Source organism: Paenibacillus sp. FSL H3-0310 (assembly GCF_038002785.1).
Taxonomy (GTDB): Bacteria; Bacillota; Bacilli; order Paenibacillales; family Paenibacillaceae; genus Paenibacillus_AQ; species Paenibacillus_AQ odorifer.
The window spans coordinates 3,991,196-4,015,354 of sequence record NZ_JBBODC010000001.1 but is presented as its reverse complement, the minus strand read 5'-3'; the positions used below and the strand labels follow the sequence as shown (position 1 = coordinate 4,015,354).

The window sequence follows — 24,159 nt, the reverse complement described above, 5'->3', positions numbered from 1 at the left end:
TACGGATAGGATATTGGTATTTAACTTCCGGGCGGTGTCGTATTATTGTTGAGTCATGGGATGTATTTATACAGCATCATCTAGAGATTCATCAAGGAGTGTATACGACATGGGTCAATCAGAAGGTTTGTATCAACCAGATCACAACAAAAAGGTTGGGTTTGCATTAGGGATAGGGCTAACCTTAGTTATCGCATTATTGGCGAAATTTTTAGCGGGTTTTCCATTCCTATCTATTATGGGGCAATTGGTCATTGCCATCTTAATCGGGATTATTTGGCGAGCTACGATAGGAGTGCCAAATAGCATCACACATGGCACCGATTTTTCCAGTAAAAAACTGCTTCGTCTTGGGATTATCTTGCTCGGTATGCGGCTTAATCTAAAGGATATCGTTGCGGCAGGACCCCGGGTATTTCTTTTGGCAGTCATCGTCATTATATTTGCGATCTCCGTTGTATACGGACTGGCTCGACTGTTCAAAGTAGATAAGCGCCTCAGTATCTTAACTGCCTGCGGAACTGCGATTTGCGGTGCGGCAGCGGTGGTTGCCATCGCTCCACAGATAAAAGCCAAAGATGACGAAACTGCTATTGGTGCAGCTATAGTAGCTATATTAGGCACAATATTTACACTGCTGTACACATTTTTATATCCTTTTCTCGGCTTATCAGATTTAGGTTATGGGGTATTCTCAGGAGCGACTTTACATGAAATTGCTCACGTTATCGCGGCTGCGGATGCTGGTGGAAATGCTGCCGTTGATATGGCGGTCATCGTTAAATTAACCCGGGTGGCTTTACTTGTGCCGGTGGCTATTTTAATTGGGATTTGGTCCAATCGTGAAGAAAGAAAAGTGCAAGGTGGAGCGGCAAAAGCTTCGTGGAAAAGCATTCCAATCCCTTGGTTTATTCTAGGATTTCTAGTTGTCAGTGGTGTGAATTCGTTAGGAATCGTCTCCGCATCAGTAGCCAATGGGATCGTTACGATTGCTTATATGTTAATCGCTATGGCGATGGCAGGGCTTGGATTAAACGTTGATTTGGCGGCATTTAGACGGCTTGGAATGAAGTCTTTTGCAGCGGGACTTATAGGTTCGGTCATGTTATCTTTAGTTGGATTTATGTTAGTTCACTTACTTGCGCTAGCGTAGTTAGCATGTACACCCTGAGTATGAAATGAGTTACTTCATATCCAAACAGCATCCTTCTCTTTATCATTTAGTGTGGTAGGATATGCATGAAATGAATGGAGGGACTTCAAGTGAAGTATTGCATAGGTGAATTTGCTTCCATTCTCGGGGTAACTGCGGATACGCTGAGATTATACGAGAAACATGATATTGTTAGGCCTACAAAAGATAACAGCAATAATTATAGATATTTTAATGATTTAGATGCAAGGGATCTGTTAATGAGCAGATGGTATCGCAGTATGGAAATTCCATTGCCCGAAGTGGCACTTCTGATGAAGGATTCCTCTATTGAGCAAGTTATGGGATTGATGCAGCAGTCTCAGCAGAGTTTAGAAGAAGAGATTAAGCAAAAGACGATGCTGCTAAACAAGATGAATGAAATTCATAAAGAGCTTAAGGAAATAGAGTCCTCATTATATATATGTAAACTTAAACAACTGCCAGGCATGTACAGGCTTAAGCAAACGGATAAAAATGCATTATTAAAAAATGATATCGTAAAAAGCCTCGTCAACACTTGGATGGATAGGCTTCCTTATGCGTTTTATTCTTTTAAGATTGAGGACGCGGGGGTGTTATCCGGTGATAATAACTTTGACTATAGCTGGGGGCTTACCTTACCCGAGGAGGAAGTGCAGAAATTTGCAATGGATATCGATGAATATGTAGAGTACATTAGCCCGAGTACCTGTATCTCTGCTATCATGTTATCTACGGATGGACATTATATCACGAAGAAATCTTTGCAGTTTATGATAGATTACATCGAAGCAAATGGTTATACCATAGCGGGTGATGTGGTGGGTAAATTAATGCTTACTGAAAAAATAGAAGGCAATAACCGCTCATATTTGGAAGTGAATATTCCAATTGTATAAGTTTATTTTTATAAACACCTGCTCTAAGAGCGGGTGTTTTTTCTTTTTGGACAAGAATTGGACATTGACCTTGGTGCTGCACCAATGTTTATACTTCGGTATATAGCTTGGCAACGTTCGGTAGATATGTATAGATATGAATGTGAAAAATATCACGTTCTTGGCGAGCTATAAGATATTAGATACTGGGGGAGAAGAGAATGCGCAACAGAAATTTCACCAAGAAAATGCTCATGTTAACTTTTTGTATGGTGCTGATCGTTTCCATGCTGAGCGGATGCAAAGGAAATGGGGAGTCGGCAAATTCGTCATCATCATCTTTTAAAGCCGGTACATTCGCAGGGGAAGCGGAAGGCAAAGAGGGCGTGATTAAAGTAGAAGTCACTATGGATGAGCCAGATAAAATTAAAGATATTAAGATCGTAAGCCAGTCAGAAACGGGTGGTCTAGGCGATAATGCACTTGAAAAAATAAAAGATCAAATTCTGGAAGGACAAACCTTGGCAGTAGATGCTGTTAGTGGTGCGAGTCTTTCCAGTGAAGCAATGCTCGCGGCAGTTGAAGATGCCGTAACCAAAGGTGGAGGAAATCTGGAAGTCCTTAAAGCCGGTGGCGTGCAAAAAGCAGGTGAAGGTAAAACGGAAAAGCTTGAATCAGACGTAGTGGTAGTAGGCGCCGGTGCATCTGGTGTGTCCGCAGCGGTAACCGCTGCTGATAAAGGTGCCAAGGTTATTATTATCGAAAAAACAGGAGTTATCGGGGGAGCAAGTAATCTATCCTGGGCCGGTAAGTTCTATAATTCTTCCGCAGCTACTGACAATAATCTTAAAGTAAATGTGGAAAAAGAAATTGCCGATTGGATTGTCAACAATCACTGGAGAGTTGACGCTGCAGCGATTAGACAATACGTAACGAAATCCGGCGAAACTTATGATTGGTTAGCAGAAAAAGGGTATAAAACCAGCTTCCTAAACTTCTTCGGAGAGCAGCTGCATGTGCTGCCAGCTTATGAAACCCGGGAAGAGACCCTTCGGAAAATGTTGGCTGAATCGGTTGAACAAAAGGGTGGACAAGTGATCACCGAAACCACTGCCAAAAAGCTGATTACCAATGAAGCAGGAGAAGTTACAGGTATTGTGGCTGAGAAATCGGACGGGACTACTCTTGAAATCACAGCAAAAAGTGTCGTAATGGCAACAGGCGGTTATGCCGCAAATTCGGAAATGGTTAAAGAAGCTTTTGGTTTTGAAGGGGTTAACGGAGGACTAGGTCAGAATGTTGGGGAAGGTCTGAAAATGGCTTGGGAAGCAGGAGCCAAGGTTCCTGATAACTTCGGTGGACAAATGCTGCACCAAACATTAGCCAGAGCAACACAAGGACTAAAAGCACAATATGAGCCTTTTGAAGCAAGTTATCCGCTGATGTTGACGTATCTGCCTAACTTCATGAATGTCGGTTCTTCCGGAGCACGTTTCAGAGATGAAGCAGCTACATTAACATCGGTCGCAGCAGCTAATACGAGTGCATTTAATGGTGCTTACCATATGGTTATCGTATCAAAATCTCAATTGGCTGCTCTTCAGTCCAAGGGGATGAAAGGTGTTAACGCACCAAGCCTGCCAGGAATGCCACCAGAATTTTATGCCGAATTTGCAGATCAATTCACGTTAGAGAATCCATGGGTAAATGCAGAAAAGGTGTTTGATTCTATGGTAGAAAACGGAGATGGCTACAAAGGAAATACAATCGAAGAATTAGCAACAAATGCAGGTATGGATGTAGATGTGTTTGTAGAAAATTACAATAGTTATAAAGAAGCTACAAAAACTGGTGTGGATACTGAATTTGGTAAAGCTGCTGATTATTTAGAGCCAATGGGCGAAGAAGGACCGTATTATGCCATCGTCGCTGAAATCAACAACTTGGGTTCTGTAGGTGGCTTGCTGGTAAACACTAAGTTCCAAGTGCTAAATGATAAACGTACACCAGTAAAAGGATTGTTTGCTGTAGGGCTTGAATCGGAAGGCGTATTATTCAATGATACCTATGTGGGCAATGGGGTCGGAATTGGTTATTCCTTTACCTCAGGTCGTCTAGGTGGAGAGAGCGCGGCAAACAGTGCTTTGAAAGCTAATTAACGACAATTTCCCGGAAAATAATTCAATCTTTTTAAAGCCGCAGAGTAGACAACTCTGCGGCTTTTTTTTGCTGGAGATTAGAGCCAATCTTCTTTTAGCAAAGATTTAAGAAGCTCTACATTTGTTACTCCCAGCTTGGCAGCGATCTGCTGCTCTAATTCAATTTTGGTGATCATCATTCTGTTATTGCATTCTATACCCTTTGGAGTGAGGACAATATTTTTGTCACGCTGATTTCCTTCGACTTCAACGGCTTCAACATAACCACGGGATAACATGCCTTGAATGCTTTTATGCGTGCCCTGTCTTGAAATATGAATTATTCTACTGATTTCTGAGATCGATAACATTTCTCGGGCCTCAAGAACTGCAAGAATGTGGGATTCGGTCTTATTGATTTGATCCGGGTCTTTGTCTGTCACTATTTTACGTAAAGCTAGATGCTTCTCACTGAGTAAATCAATCAGGTTCATTTTTTGCAGCTGCTTATTCATTAGAACACTCCTAAATGATGGCTCGTTTATCCCAGTATAAGTCATTTGCGATTATTGTCAACTTGGTTGACTTGATTTGAGGATTTGTGTTATTGTAATCCAAGTTGACAATATAGAGATAAAAGGAGCTTGAAGATGGGAAAAAACAAAAAAGAGGCATTTTTATTTACGTTCATCATGTGTTTTTTGATGGTGCTGGGGATGAGTATTTACAATGTAGCACTAATGGAGGGTTGGTCAGGCACGATAGTTAAGGATGTGATTGTCGGCTACTTGCCTGCATTTATAGTTGCACTCATTCTAGATGTGTTTGTTGTAGGCAAGGTTGCGAAGGGGATCGCGCATAAGCTGGTTAAAGAAAATGATCCGATGATCAAAAAAATCATGTTCATATCCTTTTTTATGGTGACCGGAATGGTATTGTTCATGTCCTTCTATGGCGCAGTTCTCCATGTTGGATTTTCTGCTGAACTACCAAGAGCTTATCTGTCTGCCATAGGTAAAAATTTTATTTTTGCACTTCCACTGCAAATCATTTTAGTTGGGCCGCTTACACGATTTATTTTTGTGAAAATTACTCCAGCTGTGTCTGCGTAGGGAATAAATCAATAGAAGCAATGTACAACAAAACGCTCTCCGTCTGCCCGAATAAGCAGAAGTGAGCGTTTTGTTTTTTTAAAGATTAGAGACGTTTATCTATGGCTCGCTCGTTTACGCAAGCGCGTGAACTCTCTTTTTTACAGGTTCGAGTAGATTTAGGGCATACTCATTTCCGCTACCTTTGGGACTATCGTTACGGATATGCTCCTCCAGACATAATCTGGAATTGTGATCCGCTTGATAATCAGGATGAGTATCCAGATACCCCATTAGGGCTTGCCATGAGCCGTAGATATCATCAGTGCTTTCTGTCAAAGCATAGAGGCCGCCGTCGAGCCGCATTTCCTTTAGATGAGCTGGTATCTTCACATTTTCCGGAATTGAGGCACAGAATCCATATCCGTAAGGTTTATTCTCACCACTTGGATGCGGGTTCGTATTGCCGCCAAACAGCCGTGCTGTGCCTAATAGTTGACTAGCGTCCAGCCAATCATTAACTGGAATCATAGCTTCATCTTCTGGAGAGGTACTAACCGCAACATTGTAGGCAAATCTCATAGCTGGGAGAGTAATGAATCTTACATGAATAGGGGTAGAGTGATTAATAGTTGGCATAGATATAACCTCCTCAGTTTTAGTCATACCATCCGATGGACTGCATGACTTTTCGTTTAGTTCAGATAATAATTGATTTGTAATGGGTTCCTCGAGATGGGCGGATATCCACTGTAAAAAGAGATGGATTTCACCTTCTCTATTTGTTAGTTCTGTTTTTTGATTGTGAATAGAAGCCGCTTGCTGGCTGAGCGCTTCGTACATGGACTGAACGGACATATTTTTAAGCACGGTTCCAATATCCTTGATGCTAATATCCAGCTTTCTTAATAATGAGGTAACCCGAATGGCGAGTATTGCTTTCTCATCATAAATCCGCCAGCCAGAGCTGCTGTCCCGCTTACTTTCAAACAATCCTTGTGCTTCCCAGTGACGCAGAGTCCGACTCGTCAGTCCGAATTGCGCAGAAAGCTTATCAATGGTAACAAATCCGCTCATAGACAACTCCCATTTCATAGTTTGATAAGGCGCCTTATGTGGATTATTTTAGCATTTAACGTTACGTCAATTGCAAGGAGAATTAATGATTGGGTATTCGACATAATTTACATTTCTCATACAAAACATTGTCCAGTATTTAACGTCCAGCTTCTACAATCAAGATATTGGTAGAATGTACCTATTGCAATATGAAGCTTTATACGGAGGATGATATTGTTGAAAGCTAGGTCTATGCATCTAACTATGAAATGGAAGTTGATTTTGAGTTTTTCCGCCGTTGTTCTTTTCTTTTTGGGAGTAGCGTTTTATCAAAACCATAAAATCAGCCAAGTGGAGATTTCTATGGAAACGCAAAAAGCTGAGATGGAAAAACGAATTACCGTGTCTATAATTATGCAACTGCTGCAGGAAATGAATGCGGTAGAATCTTCGTTAGCGGGTTCGAGTGATTTGGAATTCGTCCAACCTTTTAAGGACAAGCAAACAAAGCTGACTAAAGAGTTGGCGACGGTGAATTTTGCGGCAGATTCGCCGGCATTTAAAGAGTTAGAACAATTACATAGTCAGATTGGGGAATATACGGGATATTTTGACGAATTGGTAAAGACCATAGAAGACGAGCAGCTTGATCCCATGAGTGTGCTGGAACAAATCGATGAATTACATACGAAAGCTACAGCGTTGAGTGAAGTCATGCTAGTGACTAATGAACAATTGTATACGGCAGCAGCAGAGAATGCAGAAAAAGCACAGGATTATTCTTTTGATCTGCTTAATCTGACCACCTCTATAGTTGCTTACGCAGCTGTGCTAGTGTTTATTTTCACATTAGTGATTGCGGTTATGCTCATACGTTCCTTCCTCAATCCTATTCATAAACTGCAAGTGGCTCTGCGAAAAATTGCCGAAGGAGATTTGCGTCAGCAGATTAATTCACCTTACAACGATGAGTTGGGCAGTTTGAGTCATCATTTTGATCATATGGTGGAGCGGGTCCGGGAAATGCTTCAGCATACCCAGTCAGTAGCCTCTTCGCTGGCAACTTATTCGCATTCTTTTCAAGAATCTTCATCTATAACGGCGCATACGAATCAAGATATCGTAAGCACTATACAGGAAATCTCGGTAGGCGCAGAACAGCAGGCAGGACAATCTGAGCAGAGCGCTGGCCTGATACAGGAGCTGGAACGTGAAGTGAATGAGATCACGGAGTATACCGAGGTTATGCTGGCTACCAGTCAAACGGCTAATCACAATACTCGTAAAGGATCTGAATCCGTCATCGCCCTCCGGGAGGTGTCTGAGCATTCGCGAGAATCTGTTAATAAAGTATATCTGGCTTTAACCAAACTGAGTGATCAATCAAAGGACATCTCGCGCATCACTAAATCCATAACAGATATTTCTAATCAGACCAATATCCTCTCACTTAACGCAGCAATTGAAGCAGCCCGGGCAGGTGCCTACGGAAAAGGGTTCGCTGTCATCGCTGATGAAGTAAGACAATTATCTGTGCAGACCAAAGAGTCCTCCGTACATATCAGTCAGATTATTAGCGAGCTGCAATCCGGGATGGATGAATTCCAGCAATATATGCTGGTGACCAAAGGAAATCTTGAGGAACAGGATCATAAAGTGGCCGAAACGTTGTCCTCTTTTGAAGCGATTGATCAATCTATTGTGGAGATTAGTAAACAGATTGGGCAAATTCACGACAAAGTGGATATGACTCAGACTATGAACCGTAGACTCGCAGAGTCTGTGCATGCCGTCGCGGCCATCGCCGAGGAAACTGCGGCCGGGGTGCAAGAGGTGAACGCCTCCAGCGTACAGCAGGATCATGCTATCCGTGATATAGCCCGTCAAGCCATTGAGATTAACGAAATTTCGCAGAATTTATTCAAAGAAATCAACATTTTTAAGATTAATTCGGATGGGGACGATGGGGTCAGCGATGAAGGTGGTAGGGATACAAAGCATGCTGGCAATCCAGAAGCTGGGGACACATTAGGAGACGCATTAGGAGACGCATTAGGAGACGCATTAGGAGATGATACATTAGGTGCTGGTGATCCTCCAGATGATGGCGGTACTCCAAATGATGGTGGTACACCAAATGATAGCGGTACTCCAAATGCAGACGCTTCTAAAGAGGGGTCTTATCTGACAATCTCTGCTTAGCTCAGCGGGAATTGGCATTCGTAGCGTAAGGTGGAGTAGAGAGTAGAGAAAAGAGTAGGGAGAAGGGAGAAGGGAGAAGGGAGAAGGGAGAAGGGAGTAGAGAGTAGTGAGTAGTGAGTAGGGAGAAGGGAGTAGTGAGTAGGGAGTAGGGTCTAGAGATTAGAGTTTATAGAATAGAGTTTAGAGATGAGAGGCTAAAGTTTAGCGCTTAGTGAGGTTCTACCTGCCGTTTTGATTTTAAGTGTATTTTATACAACTAAAAAAGTTTGTATTTAGCTTGATTAGGGTTTAGTTGTATTTAGTGCAGTTATTTCGAGGCGAAATGACGATAACGGTGGTTTGGTGGGGATATAATTGCATGAAATACAACTAAAACCAGATGGGAGTGCACATACCTGAAAATAGTTGTATAGAGTGCAATTAAATCAACGTATAATTGTGTTTGGTTACATGAAGAAGCTGGCTCATTCGTGGGAGTGTCCACGAAAAGCCAGCTTTTTATCGTAGTAACATAGTTGGTAATTAGTCCTCATAAGTTTGATTTAGGGTGCTAACTAACTCTGGGAACCAGTCGCTTAGAGTGAGAAACTTGTATCCCTCCGATTGAGCTTTAGCTGTATCCATAAACCAGGATTGTGTGATCCCGAATGGAGAATTATGCGCATCCGCTGTTTCGCTTTGAATGACGGCTTGTTTTCCGGTCTCTTTTTCAATCAGCGAGATAAGGTCTTTAATACTAACGGTACCGTCTGAGCAAGCGTTGAGAGGACCCGTCAACGTCGAGTTGCCGAGCCAATACAGAAAATCAGCGGCTTCGTCCGAGCGGATAAAACAGATATTTGCATCTGGATTCGGAATCCCGATGGGCAGTTCGTTACGTACATGTTCTATATGAAAATGGAGTCTTCGTGTATAATCGTCAGTTCCCAGAACAATCGGAAAGCGGACAGCAGCTACAGGGAAGTTAGCTTGTTGGATAAGGACGGCTTCCGCCAGTCTTTTCCCCTCCTGATAGGTGAAATCCTTTCGTCCTCCATAACGAATTGGGTACGTTTCAGGATCGAATATCTCTTCCGTCAGCGCTTGCTCACTGAAATCATAGACAGATAAACTTGAAGTCAGTATGTAACGTGTGGTTTTGCCGTCAAAAATACGGCGCGCCTGATCCGCTTCATCAGGTGAAAAACAAATATTATCGTAAACCACATCCCAACTCGTATCACCTAATGCTTGAGCGAAGGCCTCCGGTTGAGACCGATCTACCTGTATCCGGTGAACGAGATTGCCAAAAGGATCGCTTGTTTCCCCGCGCGTTAATATGGTTACTTCGTTCTTAGAATCCTCAAGCAGACGCTCGACCAAACGTTTTCCAAAAAAGCGTGTGCCGCCTAAAATAAGAATCTTCCTCATCAACCTCACTCCTTGATTGCTATTAATGGTTATTAAAACGACTGTTTATTGGTTTATATAAAGCTTCTGACTCATTGTAGATAAGCAGCGGGATCAGCCAGATCAGCAGCAATGTATTGAGTTTTGAGTGATACAAATTGGACTAAAGGGAAAGAGTTAGTTTGATTGTACCTCGTGCAATAGAATTCGTATTAGAGTGGAGAAAATTTGATCCTATTGCACTCTATACAATCAATGGATGAGCAAGTGGCATTAAACTAACTTTTCACTAGAATCTATTGCAGAGAGTGCAGCAGATTCAATTTTTGCGGCCAGGACGGCGGATTCTGTTGCACAATATGCAACGTTTGTAGCTAGTTACCACAAACAGCCCAAATGTTAATTACATATTAAGCGCACTAATCACAATCATATCTGTTCGTTTTTAACGTAACGAGACACTTAGCTGCCCGAGATCCAGCTTAACGAAAAACTACGCCACCATACACATTCCTGGCGTGGTATAGTTCCAGCTGTTTGAACTGAATCCACCAGCTTGGAAGGTCTGGAAGCCTTGCAAGCTTTGGCTCGATACCGCCATTACAGGTTCCTGGCTTTCGTCCGCAAATACAAGCTCGATCAGCTCGTCAATTTCCCCATGTTCATACGCGGCTGCAAGGCGGCTCAAGACGATCTGCATGGCTGTGTCCTGTGGTAAGGAAGGACCATCGGCCTGAAGCAGCTCTTGTCTTACGAGAGGAAGGGCTTGCCGGGCTCGGTGCAGAGCGGCTTTTATTGCCCCTTCTGTGGTATCGAGAATCTCGGCAGCTTCCATTGCAGAGTGTCCCAACACATCTCGAAGCAGGAACACCGCCTGCTGCAGCGGAGATAAATACTCCTGTAGTGCTTGAAAAGCAGCTTCAATCTCAAATGAACCATACTCCGCAGAGGCCTCAGTGGGGGACTGATCCAGCTCCAACACTCGTGACAAGGTGGCTTTACGCCGCATGATATCAATCCATGTGTTTCGGGCAATCCGAAAAAGCAATGCCTCAGGATTTGGGTGATTTGTAGAACGGGTATGATGAGTAGAATTTGTAGGAATCGTAGAATGCATTGCAGATTTTGTAGACGGTGCAGTCTTAGATGGCGTTACAGCCTTTGCAGCCGTTGCAGCCGTAGAAACCATATAGTTCATTTGATTAGTTTGATTAGTTTGATTAGTTTCAAGTTTTTGATTAGCTCTATTAGCTTCATTAGCTTTATCATTTTCAATGGTTTCTTTATTTTGTTTAACTTCATTCATTGGACTGTTCCCATTATTTGCGCTCGTTGGGTTCGAAGTCTTCATATAACCTAGAGCCTTGACCCATGTATCCTGAGCTAAATCATCGGCATCCCACGGGGATTGTGTCAATGCAAGACAATATCGCTTCAGAGCTTTCTGCAAAGACCTGGTGTTACTTTCATCCGGCGCATCTCCGGTGCTAAGCTTCTCAAGGATGATCACTCTGCATAACTCCTTTTCCAGTAAGGTGATTTCGATTACTTCTAATAATAAACGAATGAGCAGGAAATTAAGATACGCAATTTTAAAAAATAAAAATTCTCACGCCTAACGTATCCTATCCCCATACTAATCCGTTTACAGGGTAGATTTCAAAACTCTAAAACAGATGGAGGTCGAATACGGATGGCGTACGTTCCTTATGTAGTCGAACAAACGAATCAAGGTGAAAGATCTTACGATATTTATTCGCGGCTGTTGAAGGACCGGATAGTGTTCGTAGGTGCGGAAATTGAGGATCAGCTGGCTAACAGTATTGTTGCCCAGTTATTGTTTTTATCAGCAGAAGATCCGGATAAAGATATACACATGTATATTAATTGTCCAGGTGGCTCTATCACCGCAGGCTTCAGTATTTATGACACGATGCAGCTTATTAAACCGCCGGTGAATACCATTTGTACAGGAATGGCGGCTTCCTTTGGTTCTTTGTTGTTATTGGCTGGGGCCAAAGGGAAACGTTATGCCTTGCCGAATAGCGAGATTATGATTCATCAGCCGCATGGTGGGGCGCAGGGGCAAGCTAGTGACATTGCGATCAGTGCCAAACGTATTTTGAAGGCAAGGGAAGTGCTTGTGCAAATTACAGCGGACCGAACTGGGCAGACGGTAGAGAAGGTACTGCAAGATATGGATCGAGATTATTTCATGTCAGCCGATGAGGCGGTTGAATACGGAATTATCGATAAGGTCATCACAAATCTCTAAGACGAAGGAGTGAAGAAGGCTATGCTGGAGGTTTTGCAGGGAAAAGAGGTAACAATCTATTTTGTGGATGGCTCCAACGCTACAAAAGGAGTGCTGGAAACGGTAAGTGAAAAGTTCGTCAAATACCGGACGGATTTTGAAGAGTTTTATATTCCAATCAGCTCGATCTGTTCCATCTCTCTAGATACCAAAACGCGTGAACGAGCCAAAGTAGGATTCACACAATAACATCAACAACATCATCTGTATAAAAAAGGGTTAGGAGCTCCACAGCTCCTAACCCGTACTTTCCCGAATAGCCAAATAATGAGCCACATTTGCATGATGCGGCACAACGGTCTCCCCTTTAATCAGCTTGATTAAGGTTCGGGTGGCGGTCATCCCAATCTCCGTTCCAGAGTATTCAACCGAGGAAAGCTTAGGTCGAACGATAGAGGCAATGAAGCTGTTATCAAATCCGAACACGGCAACATCAGCTGGCACCCGTAGACCGTTATCGATTAAATGATTCATGGCTCCAACTGCCATCCAATCTGTAGAGCAAAACACCGCAGTAGGTAACTCCCCGCTATCCATAATTCGGCGCATGGCGTCGCTCCCATCTTCGACGGCCATCGCACTTTCTACTACCCATTCTTTTCTTAAGGTTATGCCTGCATCCATAAGGGCTTGTAGATAGCCTTTATACCGATCCCCACCCACCGCATTATCTCCCGAGCCGCGAATCATAGCGATTTTGCGATGACCTTTTTGAATCAGATAAGTAACAGCTTCATAAGAGGCAGTTATATTGTCCAGATGAACGGAAGGAATCGTATCCACCTGCGATTGTTGCCCGACAAGCACGCAAGGTGTATTTGAGCTGCGGATGATCTCCAAATGTTCATGGTTTGGAATAGAACCCACAAATATATTTCCTTCTGTCCCCATCCGCTGGAACATCTTCAAATAATGTTGTTCACTTTCTGCACTGCCGTCCGTTAATCCGACCATAATGTCGTATCCATACAAATCCGCGAGATCGCGAATGCCAACATTGAAGTCATCCAGTACAGTGTTGCTATTCTGCGGAATGATCACACCGATCAGCTGTGTATTAGCTTTGTCCGTTTCAAGGCCGATGACATTCGAACGGTAGTTGGTTTGTTTAATAGCTTCCAGTACTCGTTTACGGACATCATCGTTAACTGGTTTGCTGTTATTGATTACCCTGGACACCGTAGAGATCGAAACGTTCGCCAATTGGGCTATATCTTTTATCTTTACCTTCAAGAAGATCACCATAACTTTCCATATGATTCACTTGGTGTTTCAACTCTCGCAAGCATATCACGGATAGCTTCAAGAATCCAAAAGATTGTTGTTGACCTAGGAAATAAAAGGTCCTATAATGATCGCTGTAGGAAAATTATTTCCTTGAAAAATGCTTGTTTTGCACGATAAAGTTGAATTTTTGCTAAAAACAATAACTGAATTATTAATTCTAATGAATTTCGGGAAAATATTTTCCTGTGAAGGGTATATGAATACGAAGGAGCTGCATGCATTGAACAGAACATGGTGGAAAGAAGCCACAGCGTATCAAATTTACCCACGGAGCTTTATGGACAGCAATGGTGATGGTGTAGGCGATCTGCAGGGAGTCATTTCTAAACTTGATTATTTGCAGGAGCTTGGCATCAATGTCATTTGGATCTGTCCTATTTATAAATCCCCAAATGATGATAATGGTTATGATATTTCGGATTATCAGGATATTATGGCGGAGTTCGGCAGCATGGCCGACTTTGATCAGCTGCTGCACGAGGTTCATGCACGAGGCATGAAGCTGATTCTGGATCTAGTGATTAATCATACTTCGGACGAACATCCATGGTTTGTTGAAGCACGTTCAAGCAAGGATAATCCGAAGCGGGATTATTATATTTGGAGTGATCCCAAGGACGGGAAGGAGCCGAATAACTGGGAGAGTATTTTCAGCGGTTCGATTTGGGAGCTTGATCCCGCTACAGAGCAATATTTTATGCATGTATTTTCCAAAAGACAGCCAGACCTCAACTGGGAGAATCCTGAGGTGCGCCGTGAATTGTATAGCATGGTCAACTGGTGGCTGGACAAAGGAATCGACGGCTTCCGGGTGGATGCCATTTCACATATTAAAAAAATCACCGGACATCCCGATCTGCCGAATCCACAGAATCTTCCGTATGTTCCGTCTGGCGATGGGCACATGAACCGTGAGGGGATTCACGATTTCTTGCAGGAGCTCAAGCAGGAGACGTTTGACCGATATGACATCATGACAGTTGGCGAAGCGAGTGGTGTAAATGTTGATCAGGCGGAGTCGTGGGTGGGTGAAGAGCAAGGCAAATTTAATATGATTTTTCAATTCGAGCATTTAGCTCTTTGGAATAAGAGTGTGACAGGTGGATTGGATGTTCTGCAGTTAAAATCAGCGCTCTCCCGTTGGCAAAAAGGTCTTGAGGGCAGAGGCTGGAACGCATTGTTCATCGAAAATCACGACCAGCCGCGTTCAGTTTCTACTTGGGGAAATGATGGCCAGTATTGGAAAGAGTCAGCTAAATCGTTGGCTACGATGTATTTCCTGATGCAGGGAACACCATTTATTTATCAAGGTCAAGAAATTGGGATGACCAATGTAAGATTTGAATCAATGGATGATTACGATGATGTGGCGATGAAGAACTTGTATCGTTTGGAGACTGAAGCCGGTAAATCACATGAAGAAGTCATGGAGGTAATCTGGAAGAACGGTCGGGACAACTCTAGAACACCAATGCAATGGAGCGACTCTGAAAACGCTGGTTTCAGCAGCGGCAAGCCATGGATGAAGGTGAATCCGAATTATACGGAAATCAATGTGGAGCGGGCGAAGCAGGACCCTTATTCCATCTATCATCATTACAAAAAGCTTATCGCTCTTCGGGCTGCTAATCCCGTTACTGTTTACGGGACATATGATCTCATTTTGCCTGAAGATGAACGTATTTATGCTTATACGCGGACGCTTGGAAATGAAAAACTGCTGGTTATGTCTAACCTGACAGCAGAGGAAGCACTGTTTGACCTTCCATTTGATTTGGAGTTTGATACTACTGAATTGCTCTTGCATAACTATGAGGTTGATCCTGCGGAGCCGATTGAGACTGTCGCATTACGGCCTTACGAGTCCCGAGTGTATATGCTGGTTAACGCACCTGTAGAGCAAGAGGGTAGCAGTGAACTTGTACCTGCACAAGAGTTAAGTGAAGCTTCTTTTCCAGAAACCGTTTAATATATTCATTGTAATTCAAAGCGTCCGGTTATCCGGGCGCTTTTTTTGTTGCGGTAGTGTAGGGCTCTTGCACAAAATGAATGCGCTTACTTAGGCGAGTCGTATAAAAATATTATTTTTTCTATTATTTTTGTTCCCAAAATTAATAGAATACTATATTATGTTATGAATACAGATTCATATAAGTGTATATTCATTCAATTTGGGGTGAAAGTAGACAAAATTATAGGAGGTAAAAAATGTCCAAGAGAATACTATCTTTATTACTAGCTTTTACACTTATGATGTCGGGTCTGCTTCCAGCTGCATATGCAGGTGAAGTTGCAACCGAAATTAACCCGCAGGCGGTTGTTGCTCCGGTTTCTACGGAGAACACAGCTGATCCAGCGGTGCTTTCTTCAGAACAAACTACGGTAGCGACTGCTGTCTATGAACAAATAGCGGCGACAGTTTCCACAGAAGTATACAAAGCTTCTATGACGGAAGCTAGAACATTAGAATTGACTTTAGATCTTCCTGATGGGGCATCGCCTCAAGATATCATCTGGAATTTTGGCAGAACGGCGGAAGAGATGAAGCCGCTGGCAGAGTGGAAGAAATGGAATAAAGATGCGAAAGATTATTCAGGTAATCCTTTCGTAACAGTGACCTATGAGCCGATCTCAGGTTCAAAAGTAAAGGCTTTAATTCATTTTGATTTGCTGTACGGAGAGAATCTTTCATTAACGGGTATACGTGCAGAGTACGTCAAACGAGTGGGAATTTATAATCTAATCGGGACATTACCTGCTGGAGATGTGCTGGTAGAGCAGCAAGTCAAACTAAATCCATATGAAACCTATCATACATATGATGAGATTAAACCGGCGATCGATAGGATTACTGCTGAAAGCAATAATAAATATGATCGATATGTAGAGTATCAGCAAATTGGGACCTCAACTCAAGGTCGTGCCATTCATTTCTCTATTGTTGCTAAGGATAAGTCCTCAGTAGATCAATATTTGAACGAGACCTTACCGCTTATGATGAATGGTCCTGAAGCCCTGCAAAAGAAAATTAACGACGGGGATCTGCAGGATTATAAGGTACCTATCTGGTTGAACAACATTCATGCCGATGAAGCCAATGGTGTCGATGTAATCATTAAGTTTTTGGATACGCTGATGACACAGCAAATTGTCACCTATGATACCACTGATGAGAATGGAAATCCGAAAAAGGTAGTTCTGAACATCGACGAAGCGCTTGACCATGTGATTTTCCTGCTTGATTATGTAGAGAATCCTGACGGTCGCGCGTTAAACACGCGTCAAACTTCAACACTGCTTGATCCAAATCGGGACAACTCTTACCAGACCCAGCCTGAGACACAAGCGGTAACTGCACAAATTGCTAAGTGGACGCCGCTTACCTTTTTGGACATGCATGGATTTGTAAGTGGCTTCTTGATTGAGCCTTGCACACCACCTCATGATCCTAACATTGAATATGATCTTGTAATGCCAAGTATGCTTGAGCAAGCAAATGCCATGGGGAAGGCGGGAATTGCTAATACTAAATATGATTCCTACCATATCCCTTATGAAGAATACGAAAAAACACAACAGGATCCGAACTATAAAGGAACGAATGCAACAGGTTGGGATGATGCTTCACCAGCCTACACAGCTGTATATGCCATGCATCAAGGAGCACTTGGGCATACGATTGAAGTGCCTGAATTGAATGAAGATTCACTGGATGCCTTTTATTATGCGGCTTTGGGGGCAACCGATTATGTGATCAACAACAAGCAGGAACTGTTCCTGAATCAATTGGAAATCTTCAAACGGGGTATCCAAAATGAGAATACTAATGCTGCTGTTAAAGATTATCTAATCAATGCACAGAATGAGTCCATTGGACGTCCAGGGGTAGATGAGAATACGAATTTCTTCCCTGAGTATTACATTCTTCCGGTTGCAAAAGATTTGCAAAAAAATGATCTGGAAACCTACAAAATGGTTCAGTACCTACTGCGTAACAATGTGAAAGTAGAACGGACAACAGCCAGTGTAACTGTAGATTCTGTAGTCTATCCGGCTGGAACCTATGTGGTGAATATGCATCAAGCCAAAAGAGGTTATGCGAATCTTGTCTTGTATGATGGACTAGATGTCTCGGATTTTAATGAGATGTATTCAGATACGGTACAGAATTTCTCGGCTATGCGTGGTTTTGACCGATATATTAGCCGTTCTGTTGGAACATTCACTGGGAAGACAGAACAGGTTAGCAGTGTAACGATCCCTAGTACGAATCTGGATCAATCTCCGTTCGAGCAAAATTATGTGATTAAAAACAGCAACAATGATGCGATAAAAGCTGTGAATGAGCTGCTAGCCAACCATAAGGCAGTGACACTGCTGGAGAATGGGGGGACGGGTTACGAGAAGGGAAGTTTCCTTGTATCCAGATCCAACCTTAGAACGGTATCGTCTAAATATCTGCTGGATATTGTGCCGTTTAGTGCTTCAGAGAACAGAACGGGTAAATTGCTTAAGGCTCCTAAGGTAGCTATTGCAGGAGCGACTGCATTTATGCTGAAGGATCTTGGATTTAATGTAACTACGGATACAGTGGCAGCAGATGTTCTAATCAATTCGGGAACGAATCTGATTGCTACAGGTAAACCATTTATCGGTTATGGAAGAACGATGCTGAAAACTGTTAAAGGGCTTAAGGTCCTCCCTGGACTGGACTATTCAACTCCGGTCAATAAGGATGGCAAAGAAGATGCTCATGAGGGATTGTTTAAGGCTGAGGTCTCTCAGGACAATGTAATTACAGCGCCTTATGCCGATAGCGAATACCTCTACACGGTTTCCGCGGCTTATATTACAAAAGTGCCTGAAGGCGCAGAGATCTTGGCGAAATACGGATCAGGCGCTGACTTTTTCAAAGCAGGCTGGTGGCCGAATAACGAGGCTGCACAAGACCAAGTATTGGCGCTTACTTACAATACAGACAACATTCATGTGACGTTATTTGCGAATGATCTGATGAATAAATATCATCCGCAAAATCAATTCAGATTGCTTGCCAATTCAATCTATGCTGCCGCTCCAGCGGCGACTGAAGAGGATGGTATGGATAACGGGGTGAATGAACAAGAGCCAACAATACCTTCGACACCGTGGCAGCCATCTGTAACATCAACACCTGCACCGACCGTGCAGCCGTCTGCAACACCAACGCCAGCTCCAACTCCAACTCCAACTCCAACTGTGCAGCCGTCTGCGACACCAGCCCCAATAGGTTCTAACTTCACGGATCTAGGTAAGGTGGCGTGGGCAGCATCGGCGATTAAAGAGCTGGCGGCAAAAGGGATTCTGCAAGGGGTGAGCGATAATACCTTTGCTCCGCTTAAAGAGGTGACGCGTGCCGAGTTTATTACCATGATCGTGCGAGCTTTTGATCTGCTTGATGTGAAATCATCCGCTGCCTTCAGTGACGTGAAAGCTTCTGACTGGTCTTACGGATACATTGCATCCGGGGTCAAGAACGGATTGATTAACGGTGTAGGCAATGGAAAGTTTGATCCTAACCGTGCGATTACACGCGAGGAAATGGCAATCATTGTATCCAATGCACTTAAGAAATTTAAAGGCAAGTCGGTAAGTGATACAAATGCCGCTTTGGCTAACTTTAAAGATCAGGCAACAATCGCTGCTTACGGTAAAGAAGCGGTGGCATTACTAACTCAGGAAGGTATTGTGCAAGGTCTGACTGCGGATACCTTCGGTCCTAAAAACATTGCCAACCGTGCTCAAGCAGCAGTGATTATCGATAGGATGTTGAAGCTTAATTAAGTTTTAGATTCTTATAAAAAAAACAAAAATGCCCCTCAGCTATTTGGCTGAGGGGCATTCTTTTTATAGTTACTTTGCATCATCCGTAGAAGGTAAATCCGGCAGTTGTTGAATGTAGCTGTTTGACATATTTAGAAGCCGCTGAACGGCGTCAAATTGTTCTTTTGTCGAACCGCCCTCTGTTTCAGAGCCATCGATTAGATTAAAGTTGTCTCCATCGTCGTAATCGACACCAGTTAAATACATGCTTGTGTCATTAATGAAAGAGCCGGTAGGCAAAAAGTGTCTGACAGGCAGCATGTTGGTCTGTTGGTTCATCAGGTCTTCTCCGAAGTGGAGCTGGTCTTTCATTGAAATCCCTAACAGGTTAGCTACAGTTGGCATAATGTCGATTTGGCCGCCAGTTTGGCTGTACACGGCAGGTTCACCTACACCAGGGGCATGAACGATGAAAGGAACATTGAACATATCGGTATAACCATATTCGTGGCCGACCATTTCTTCCATTAACGATTTCTCGTTGCCATCAAGGGAATATAGCGATACACCCTGATGGTCACCGTAAAAGACAATGACGCTATCATCCCATAGACCACTGGACTTTAATTGATCCAGGAATTGTCCCATTGCATAATCTGCGTAATTTTGAGCTAGAATATAGTTGCCAACTAGGGTGCCTTCATACCGTTTAGGCAGTGTCATTTTATTTTTTAACTCTGGCATTTTATAAGGGTGATGAGCACTCATAGAAATGACCATCGCGTAAAAAGGATCATCTTTAGCATCCATTTTGACTAATTCTGGAACAGTCTTGGCATAGAGTACCTCATCTGAAGCACCGAATGCGATATGATCATCATCCCCATAGAACGCTTGATCATAATACTTATCAAAGTCTAGAACTTTGTATAGGGTTTTGCGGTTCCAGAATTCTACGCTATTGGTGTGAAAGGTTGCTGTGTTATATCCATTAGCTTTCATTAACTTAGGCAGGCTCGGAAGCGCCTTATCCATATAATTGGATGAAGTGGCTACTTCGTGGTGAGGAACGTACAACGAAGTATTCACTACAAATTCAGCATCCGAAGTTGTTCCTTGCCCGGCATTAGTATAGAAGTTATTGAAATAATGTTCGCTTTTCAAAAGCTTATTTAGATTGGGTGTTACTTCCTGCCCGTCAATGCTCAGGCCCAGCAAAAAGTTCTGAAAAGATTCCATTTGTACCACGATTAGATTCTTACCTTGAGCTGCCGCCCAGTACTTCGGTGAGACAGGTTCTGTAATCCCTTTGGTCTCGTTAATGGATGGTTGCGTGATTTCTTTGCTGTCGATTATTTCTTCTGTTTCCCTTGTATCGGCAAAAATAGTATAGACCTCGTAATTAAGAATCCCCATACTCTCCGCTTTTTTGTTCTCGTTCATACTGGCATGATTTGGCCAAACATTAAAGACACAGACCGCCAAAGAAACACTGATGATTCCAAACAAAACAGTCCGGTTCATGCGGCGGTTCATACCTCTTTCTTTCCAGATCGCAATATATTTCGGACGGAACATAAAAAACATGAAAACTACAATATCCACAAAAATGAACAAGTAGTAAGGGTCCAGCAATGAGTATGTGCTTTCTCCCACCTTAGTTACTTTATCTGCTTGTTCTAAGGCATGATAAGTAGCAATTACACCGTAATATTTGTAATACATTAGCACGGCAAAATATATGACTGAAATCAATAGGTTGGCTATCATGTAATACAGAAACTTTCGTTTGGAAGCCATCCATTCTATGAGTCCAAATACGATAAAGAAAAATGGGATCTCTGTCAGCAGCATGCTCCAGTTAGGACCGTCGCTAAAAACTACGAACCAGGCCACTGCGCATTTTAGCAGCAGGACGAAGCTAAAGACTAGGAAGGGTTTATTTTTTATATCAAAATCTTTTTTCACTCGTTATCATCCTCTCTGATGCAATTACACCAAGGTCCTGCATATACCTGTATTTCATGGAAATCCGTTGCAATATGCCGAAGCTTATTATGCTCTCGAAGTTAACAAGTGTCAAAAGGTGGACGGGAGCCCTAGAGCGAAGCAACAGGCGATTTATGCCGCATAAGCAGGTAAAATCAACGCCAATCCCAAACTACAGGGTCCTATGCGTATAAAATGATTTTAATAATTTCCAGTATCCCGCAACTTTGTATAATATTCCTCAGTCTAAATATAGAGGAGTGATTAGAGAGGCGGGAATCAGATGACTAAGCGGCAGTTTGTAACGATGGTAACGATTTGTTTTTTTGTACTCTTAAACTCTGGATGTAATCAAGGGGAGAACTCCATAGGTGTGGAACCTGCTGCCTCTATAGCTTCAACGTCTGTACCACAGGTAACGCCAACATCTGCTCAAGTAACTATGATTCCCGAAGACTTTTTGCAAACACTGGATTATAAAGTTCAGAGCCATCCGGAGGCATTTGCAGTTGAGGTACCGCAGAACTGGGAGGTTAAGCTGGGGGAGTATCCAGTGGGACTTTACTGGCAATTAGCGAATGAGTTCTCTAAAGATGCAGGATTGGATTTGACACTGCTGAAGGGGACCACGGTAGAGGTACAGCGGTATTCCTTAGTCGATGGTTTACCTGGTTCTGGCGAACAAAAAGAATTTTCTTATCCCTCCAACCTCGTTTTGCTTGTGCAATCAGGGAATACCGTTGGTGCGTGGCTGGAATTTAATATTCAAAGTATCGGCCCGTCTATTAAGAAGCGTAGCTTGACTGACATTACAGGACTTACATTTGAGGAGTGGATGGAGAGAGAAGGTTTGTTTGCTGAGGAAGGAGAGAATGGTGATTTAGCCTCATTAGGCCATTTCGAGCTGCTGGATGCTTTTTTTCAGGCTATTCAGGATGGTAATCATACCCGTGCCCGCGCATGTTTGAATCCTAATGCCTTCCTCACTGCATTAACGGTTAACCGTCAAGCGCATCAACTCTATAACCCGGGTTTTGGTGGTGAAAATGCTCTCAGTGAAAGTATTGTTGAGGCTAAGCCTTCCTCTTATAAAGTGATGGATTATGATACTGGCTCAGAAATTAAAGACATCGGCGACCGCACAACGTTAAATATTGTGGTCGATCTGTATATGAAATCACTAAATCCTGTTTTTAATACCCCAGATGGCCGGGAAACTCGCTTTGCAGTGTTGACCAAACACGCTAACGGCTGGAAGATTGGAGGTTTTGGAACGGGACCGTGAGTTGTTGCGTTATCTATTTTTTAATAAAAAGGAGTGATCTCAAGTGTTTAAACAAAGTTTGATGTCAAAAGTGCAGGTAAGTCGGATTTGTAGAGTTGTTGTTGGGACTGTTCTTTGCCTGACTATGGTCTCACCTTTAGTGGCAGCAGCAGATAATGTGAATTCACTTGAAGAAAAGAAATTATTGTCTGGCATCACCCAACTGGACGCTGGTGACAGAAGTGCGTATGCCGTCACTGCGGATGGAACAGCCTGGGCGTGGGGTGGTGGGTATGGCTCTATTGGTAATGGGGCGACCACACCAGCGTATACTCCCGTCAAAATGCATATCGATCATGTAAAGCAAATCTCAGGTGGTTATCGCCATAACTTGATGTTGAAGGACGATGGTACAGTGTGGGCGGTAGGGGGGAACGAGCATGGACAACTTGGCATTGGAACACAGTCTTCTAAGATTCTTGTAGAGCCTGTTCAAGTGCAAGGGCTAACAGATGTGAAAGCTGTTTCTGCGGGGGGCACCTTTAGCTTAGCTCTTCTTAAAGATGGAACGGTCTGGGCGTGGGGAGGCAATGAACAAGGAGAACTCGGTGACGATTCGCGGAAAAACAAGCTAACCCCGGTGCAGGTGAAGGGACTACCCACCGTCCTGTCTATAGCAGCGGGATCGAATAATTCAGTGGCTCTTGGTAACGGCGGAGAGGTATGGGTGTGGGGATCACAGCAACCACTGGGAACTCAGAAGGGCGTAATCTTGAAGCCTACGCTTATTAAAGGAAGCGGAGAATATAGAGCGGTTGATATGGATGGAGCCTATGGACTTTATGGGGCGGCATTGAGATGGGATGGCACAGTATGGATTTGGAATAATTACATAGATCCATATCTGGGAGAAGCTCTAAAGCCTGTTCAGGTTCCAGGACTTACAGACGTCATTTCGCTGACAACAGATTCCGCAGTGAAGGCGGATGGGACCGTGTGGCAGTGGACGGTTGGTGATAAGAACAAGATTAATGTTACACAGTCTAAAGGCATCCAGAATGCAGTTTCCGTTTCTAAAGGGAGCAGAAATCATTATGTACTCTTAAAAGATGGTCATGTCCTTGCCTGGGGGGCAAATGAATTTGGACAGACGGGTCTGGGGGTCAGAGAGATCGAGGTGAATACGCCTCAGCTGGTGAAAAAATCTATTCAAGTGTTGTTGAATGGGAATGAAATGGAACTGACTATGCCGCCGTTACTAATCAATAATTCGACATATGTTCCTTTAAGAGGAGTCTTCGAGCAGATGGGAGTTAATGTTCGTTGGGATGTTCCATCGAGAGCTGTGGTTGCTGTGAAGGGATCTACAACGCTGATCTTGAATTCGGTAACTGGACAAACGACTGTTAATGGAAAGATTATCGCAACAGATCAAAAACCGGTCTTCATTAATGATAGCGTTTATGTACCCCTCAGATTGATAAGTGAAATGTTGGGGGCGCAGGTAGAATGGGATGCAGATGCTTATGCCGTTCGAATAAATTCCAATAAATAAGTTGACTATATATTAGA

Annotated in this window: 17 protein-coding genes and 1 pseudogene; 11 read left to right on the top strand and 7 right to left on the bottom strand. The window is 43.2% G+C overall.

Annotation, left to right across the window (positions count from 1 at the left end; translation table 11 throughout):
• The first annotated feature begins 109 nt into the window (after positions 1-109).
• From MHH63_RS18200 to MHH63_RS18190, 3 genes are all read left to right on the top strand, one after another.
• The gene (locus tag MHH63_RS18200) at positions 110-1,153 is read left to right on the top strand and encodes a YeiH family protein (RefSeq protein ID WP_076184311.1); all 1,044 of its coding nucleotides are present in this window, start codon (positions 110-112) and stop codon (positions 1,151-1,153) included.
• A 110-nt stretch (positions 1,154-1,263) separates the two neighbouring features.
• Positions 1,264-2,073: a MerR family transcriptional regulator gene (locus MHH63_RS18195; RefSeq protein ID WP_076124994.1), complete on the top strand. Its 810-nt coding sequence runs from the start codon at positions 1,264-1,266 to the stop codon at positions 2,071-2,073.
• A 200-nt stretch (positions 2,074-2,273) separates the two neighbouring features.
• Positions 2,274-4,211: an FAD-dependent oxidoreductase gene (locus tag MHH63_RS18190; RefSeq protein WP_076191245.1), complete on the top strand. Its 1,938-nt coding sequence runs from the start codon at positions 2,274-2,276 to the stop codon at positions 4,209-4,211.
• A gap of 77 nt (positions 4,212-4,288) precedes the next feature.
• Here MHH63_RS18190 and MHH63_RS18185 read toward each other — a convergent pair whose 3' ends face one another.
• Positions 4,289-4,705, bottom strand: coding sequence for a MarR family winged helix-turn-helix transcriptional regulator (locus MHH63_RS18185; RefSeq protein WP_038569750.1), 417 nt, complete (start codon positions 4,703-4,705; stop codon positions 4,289-4,291).
• 135 nt (positions 4,706-4,840) lie between these two features.
• Here MHH63_RS18185 and MHH63_RS18180 point away from each other — a divergent pair, with 135 nt between their 5' ends.
• Positions 4,841-5,302: a DUF2798 domain-containing protein gene (locus MHH63_RS18180; protein ID WP_341171885.1), complete on the top strand. Its 462-nt coding sequence runs from the start codon at positions 4,841-4,843 to the stop codon at positions 5,300-5,302.
• A gap of 114 nt (positions 5,303-5,416) precedes the next feature.
• Here MHH63_RS18180 and MHH63_RS18175 read toward each other — a convergent pair whose 3' ends face one another.
• Complete coding sequence (locus tag MHH63_RS18175; RefSeq protein ID WP_076191251.1) at positions 5,417-6,358, bottom strand: MerR family transcriptional regulator; 942 nt, start codon at positions 6,356-6,358, stop codon at positions 5,417-5,419.
• A 345-nt stretch (positions 6,359-6,703) separates the two neighbouring features.
• On the opposite strand from MHH63_RS18175, the gene MHH63_RS18170 reads away from it, so the two are divergent.
• Entirely contained in the window at positions 6,704-8,542 is a 1,839-nt protein-coding gene (locus tag MHH63_RS18170; protein WP_341171884.1) for a methyl-accepting chemotaxis protein, read from the top strand.
• Between the two features lie 522 nt (positions 8,543-9,064).
• On the opposite strand, the gene MHH63_RS18165 is transcribed toward MHH63_RS18170, so the two are convergent.
• The 3 genes and pseudogenes from MHH63_RS18165 to MHH63_RS18155 form a co-directional block, all read right to left on the bottom strand.
• A complete protein-coding gene (locus MHH63_RS18165) occupies positions 9,065-9,952 on the bottom strand; it encodes an NAD-dependent epimerase/dehydratase family protein (RefSeq protein WP_341171883.1) in 888 nt (295 codons plus the stop codon).
• A 472-nt stretch (positions 9,953-10,424) separates the two neighbouring features.
• Positions 10,425-11,237, bottom strand: coding sequence for a sigma factor-like helix-turn-helix DNA-binding protein (locus MHH63_RS18160; protein WP_341172009.1), 813 nt, complete (start codon positions 11,235-11,237; stop codon positions 10,425-10,427).
• A 42-nt stretch (positions 11,238-11,279) separates the two neighbouring features.
• Positions 11,280-11,381, bottom strand: a pseudogene (locus MHH63_RS18155) (sigma factor); the annotation flags it as partial.
• 243 nt (positions 11,382-11,624) lie between these two features.
• On the opposite strand from MHH63_RS18155, the gene clpP reads away from it, so the two are divergent.
• Both clpP and MHH63_RS18145 read left to right on the top strand, forming a co-directional pair.
• A complete protein-coding gene (clpP, locus tag MHH63_RS18150; RefSeq protein WP_036679301.1) occupies positions 11,625-12,206 on the top strand; it encodes an ATP-dependent Clp endopeptidase proteolytic subunit ClpP in 582 nt (193 codons plus the stop codon).
• 21 nt (positions 12,207-12,227) lie between these two features.
• Positions 12,228-12,434: a hypothetical protein gene (locus MHH63_RS18145; protein WP_076125006.1), complete on the top strand. Its 207-nt coding sequence runs from the start codon at positions 12,228-12,230 to the stop codon at positions 12,432-12,434.
• A gap of 48 nt (positions 12,435-12,482) precedes the next feature.
• On the opposite strand, the gene MHH63_RS18140 is transcribed toward MHH63_RS18145, so the two are convergent.
• Positions 12,483-13,490: a substrate-binding domain-containing protein gene (locus MHH63_RS18140; protein WP_076304413.1), complete on the bottom strand. Its 1,008-nt coding sequence runs from the start codon at positions 13,488-13,490 to the stop codon at positions 12,483-12,485.
• Positions 13,491-13,752: 262 nt separating this feature from the next.
• Here MHH63_RS18140 and MHH63_RS18135 point away from each other — a divergent pair, with 262 nt between their 5' ends.
• Positions 13,753-15,501: a glycoside hydrolase family 13 protein gene (locus MHH63_RS18135; RefSeq protein WP_340397899.1), complete on the top strand. Its 1,749-nt coding sequence runs from the start codon at positions 13,753-13,755 to the stop codon at positions 15,499-15,501.
• A gap of 239 nt (positions 15,502-15,740) precedes the next feature.
• Positions 15,741-19,355 carry a M14 family metallopeptidase gene (locus tag MHH63_RS18130; RefSeq protein WP_341171882.1) on the top strand — a complete coding sequence of 1,205 codons (3,615 nt, stop codon included), beginning with the start codon at positions 15,741-15,743 and terminating at the stop codon, positions 19,353-19,355.
• A 69-nt stretch (positions 19,356-19,424) separates the two neighbouring features.
• Here the strand turns inward: MHH63_RS18130 and MHH63_RS18125 are convergent, their stop codons facing one another.
• On the bottom strand, positions 19,425-21,302 hold the full coding sequence (locus MHH63_RS18125) for an LTA synthase family protein (protein WP_341171881.1): 1,878 nt from the start codon (positions 21,300-21,302) through the stop codon (positions 19,425-19,427).
• Positions 21,303-21,606: 304 nt separating this feature from the next.
• On the opposite strand from MHH63_RS18125, the gene MHH63_RS18120 reads away from it, so the two are divergent.
• A complete protein-coding gene (locus MHH63_RS18120; RefSeq protein WP_341171880.1) occupies positions 21,607-22,608 on the top strand; it encodes a DUF4830 domain-containing protein in 1,002 nt (333 codons plus the stop codon).
• Positions 22,609-22,651: 43 nt separating this feature from the next.
• Positions 22,652-24,142 carry a stalk domain-containing protein gene (locus MHH63_RS18115; RefSeq protein WP_076304417.1) on the top strand — a complete coding sequence of 497 codons (1,491 nt, stop codon included), beginning with the start codon at positions 22,652-22,654 and terminating at the stop codon, positions 24,140-24,142.
• Positions 24,143-24,159 lie beyond the last annotated feature (17 nt).

Coding starts and splice junctions, on each gene's coding strand:
- MHH63_RS18200 (WP_076184311.1), top strand. CDS start 110: ATGGGTCAATCAGAAGGTTTGTATCAACCAGATCACAACAAAAAGGTT.
- MHH63_RS18190 (WP_076191245.1), top strand. CDS start 2,274: ATGCGCAACAGAAATTTCACCAAGAAAATGCTCATGTTAACTTTTTGT.
- MHH63_RS18185 (WP_038569750.1), bottom strand. CDS start 4,705: ATGAATAAGCAGCTGCAAAAAATGAACCTGATTGATTTACTCAGTGAG.
- MHH63_RS18180 (WP_341171885.1), top strand. CDS start 4,841: ATGGGAAAAAACAAAAAAGAGGCATTTTTATTTACGTTCATCATGTGT.
- MHH63_RS18175 (WP_076191251.1), bottom strand. CDS start 6,358: ATGAGCGGATTTGTTACCATTGATAAGCTTTCTGCGCAATTCGGACTG.
- MHH63_RS18170 (WP_341171884.1), top strand. CDS start 6,704: ATGGAAACGCAAAAAGCTGAGATGGAAAAACGAATTACCGTGTCTATA.
- MHH63_RS18165 (WP_341171883.1), bottom strand. CDS start 9,952: ATGAGGAAGATTCTTATTTTAGGCGGCACACGCTTTTTTGGAAAACGT.
- MHH63_RS18160 (WP_341172009.1), bottom strand. CDS start 11,237: ATGAATGAAGTTAAACAAAATAAAGAAACCATTGAAAATGATAAAGCT.
- clpP (WP_036679301.1), top strand. CDS start 11,625: ATGGCGTACGTTCCTTATGTAGTCGAACAAACGAATCAAGGTGAAAGA.
- MHH63_RS18145 (WP_076125006.1), top strand. CDS start 12,228: ATGCTGGAGGTTTTGCAGGGAAAAGAGGTAACAATCTATTTTGTGGAT.
- MHH63_RS18140 (WP_076304413.1), bottom strand. CDS start 13,490: ATGGTGATCTTCTTGAAGGTAAAGATAAAAGATATAGCCCAATTGGCG.
- MHH63_RS18130 (WP_341171882.1), top strand. CDS start 15,741: ATGTCCAAGAGAATACTATCTTTATTACTAGCTTTTACACTTATGATG.
- MHH63_RS18120 (WP_341171880.1), top strand. CDS start 21,607: ATGACTAAGCGGCAGTTTGTAACGATGGTAACGATTTGTTTTTTTGTA.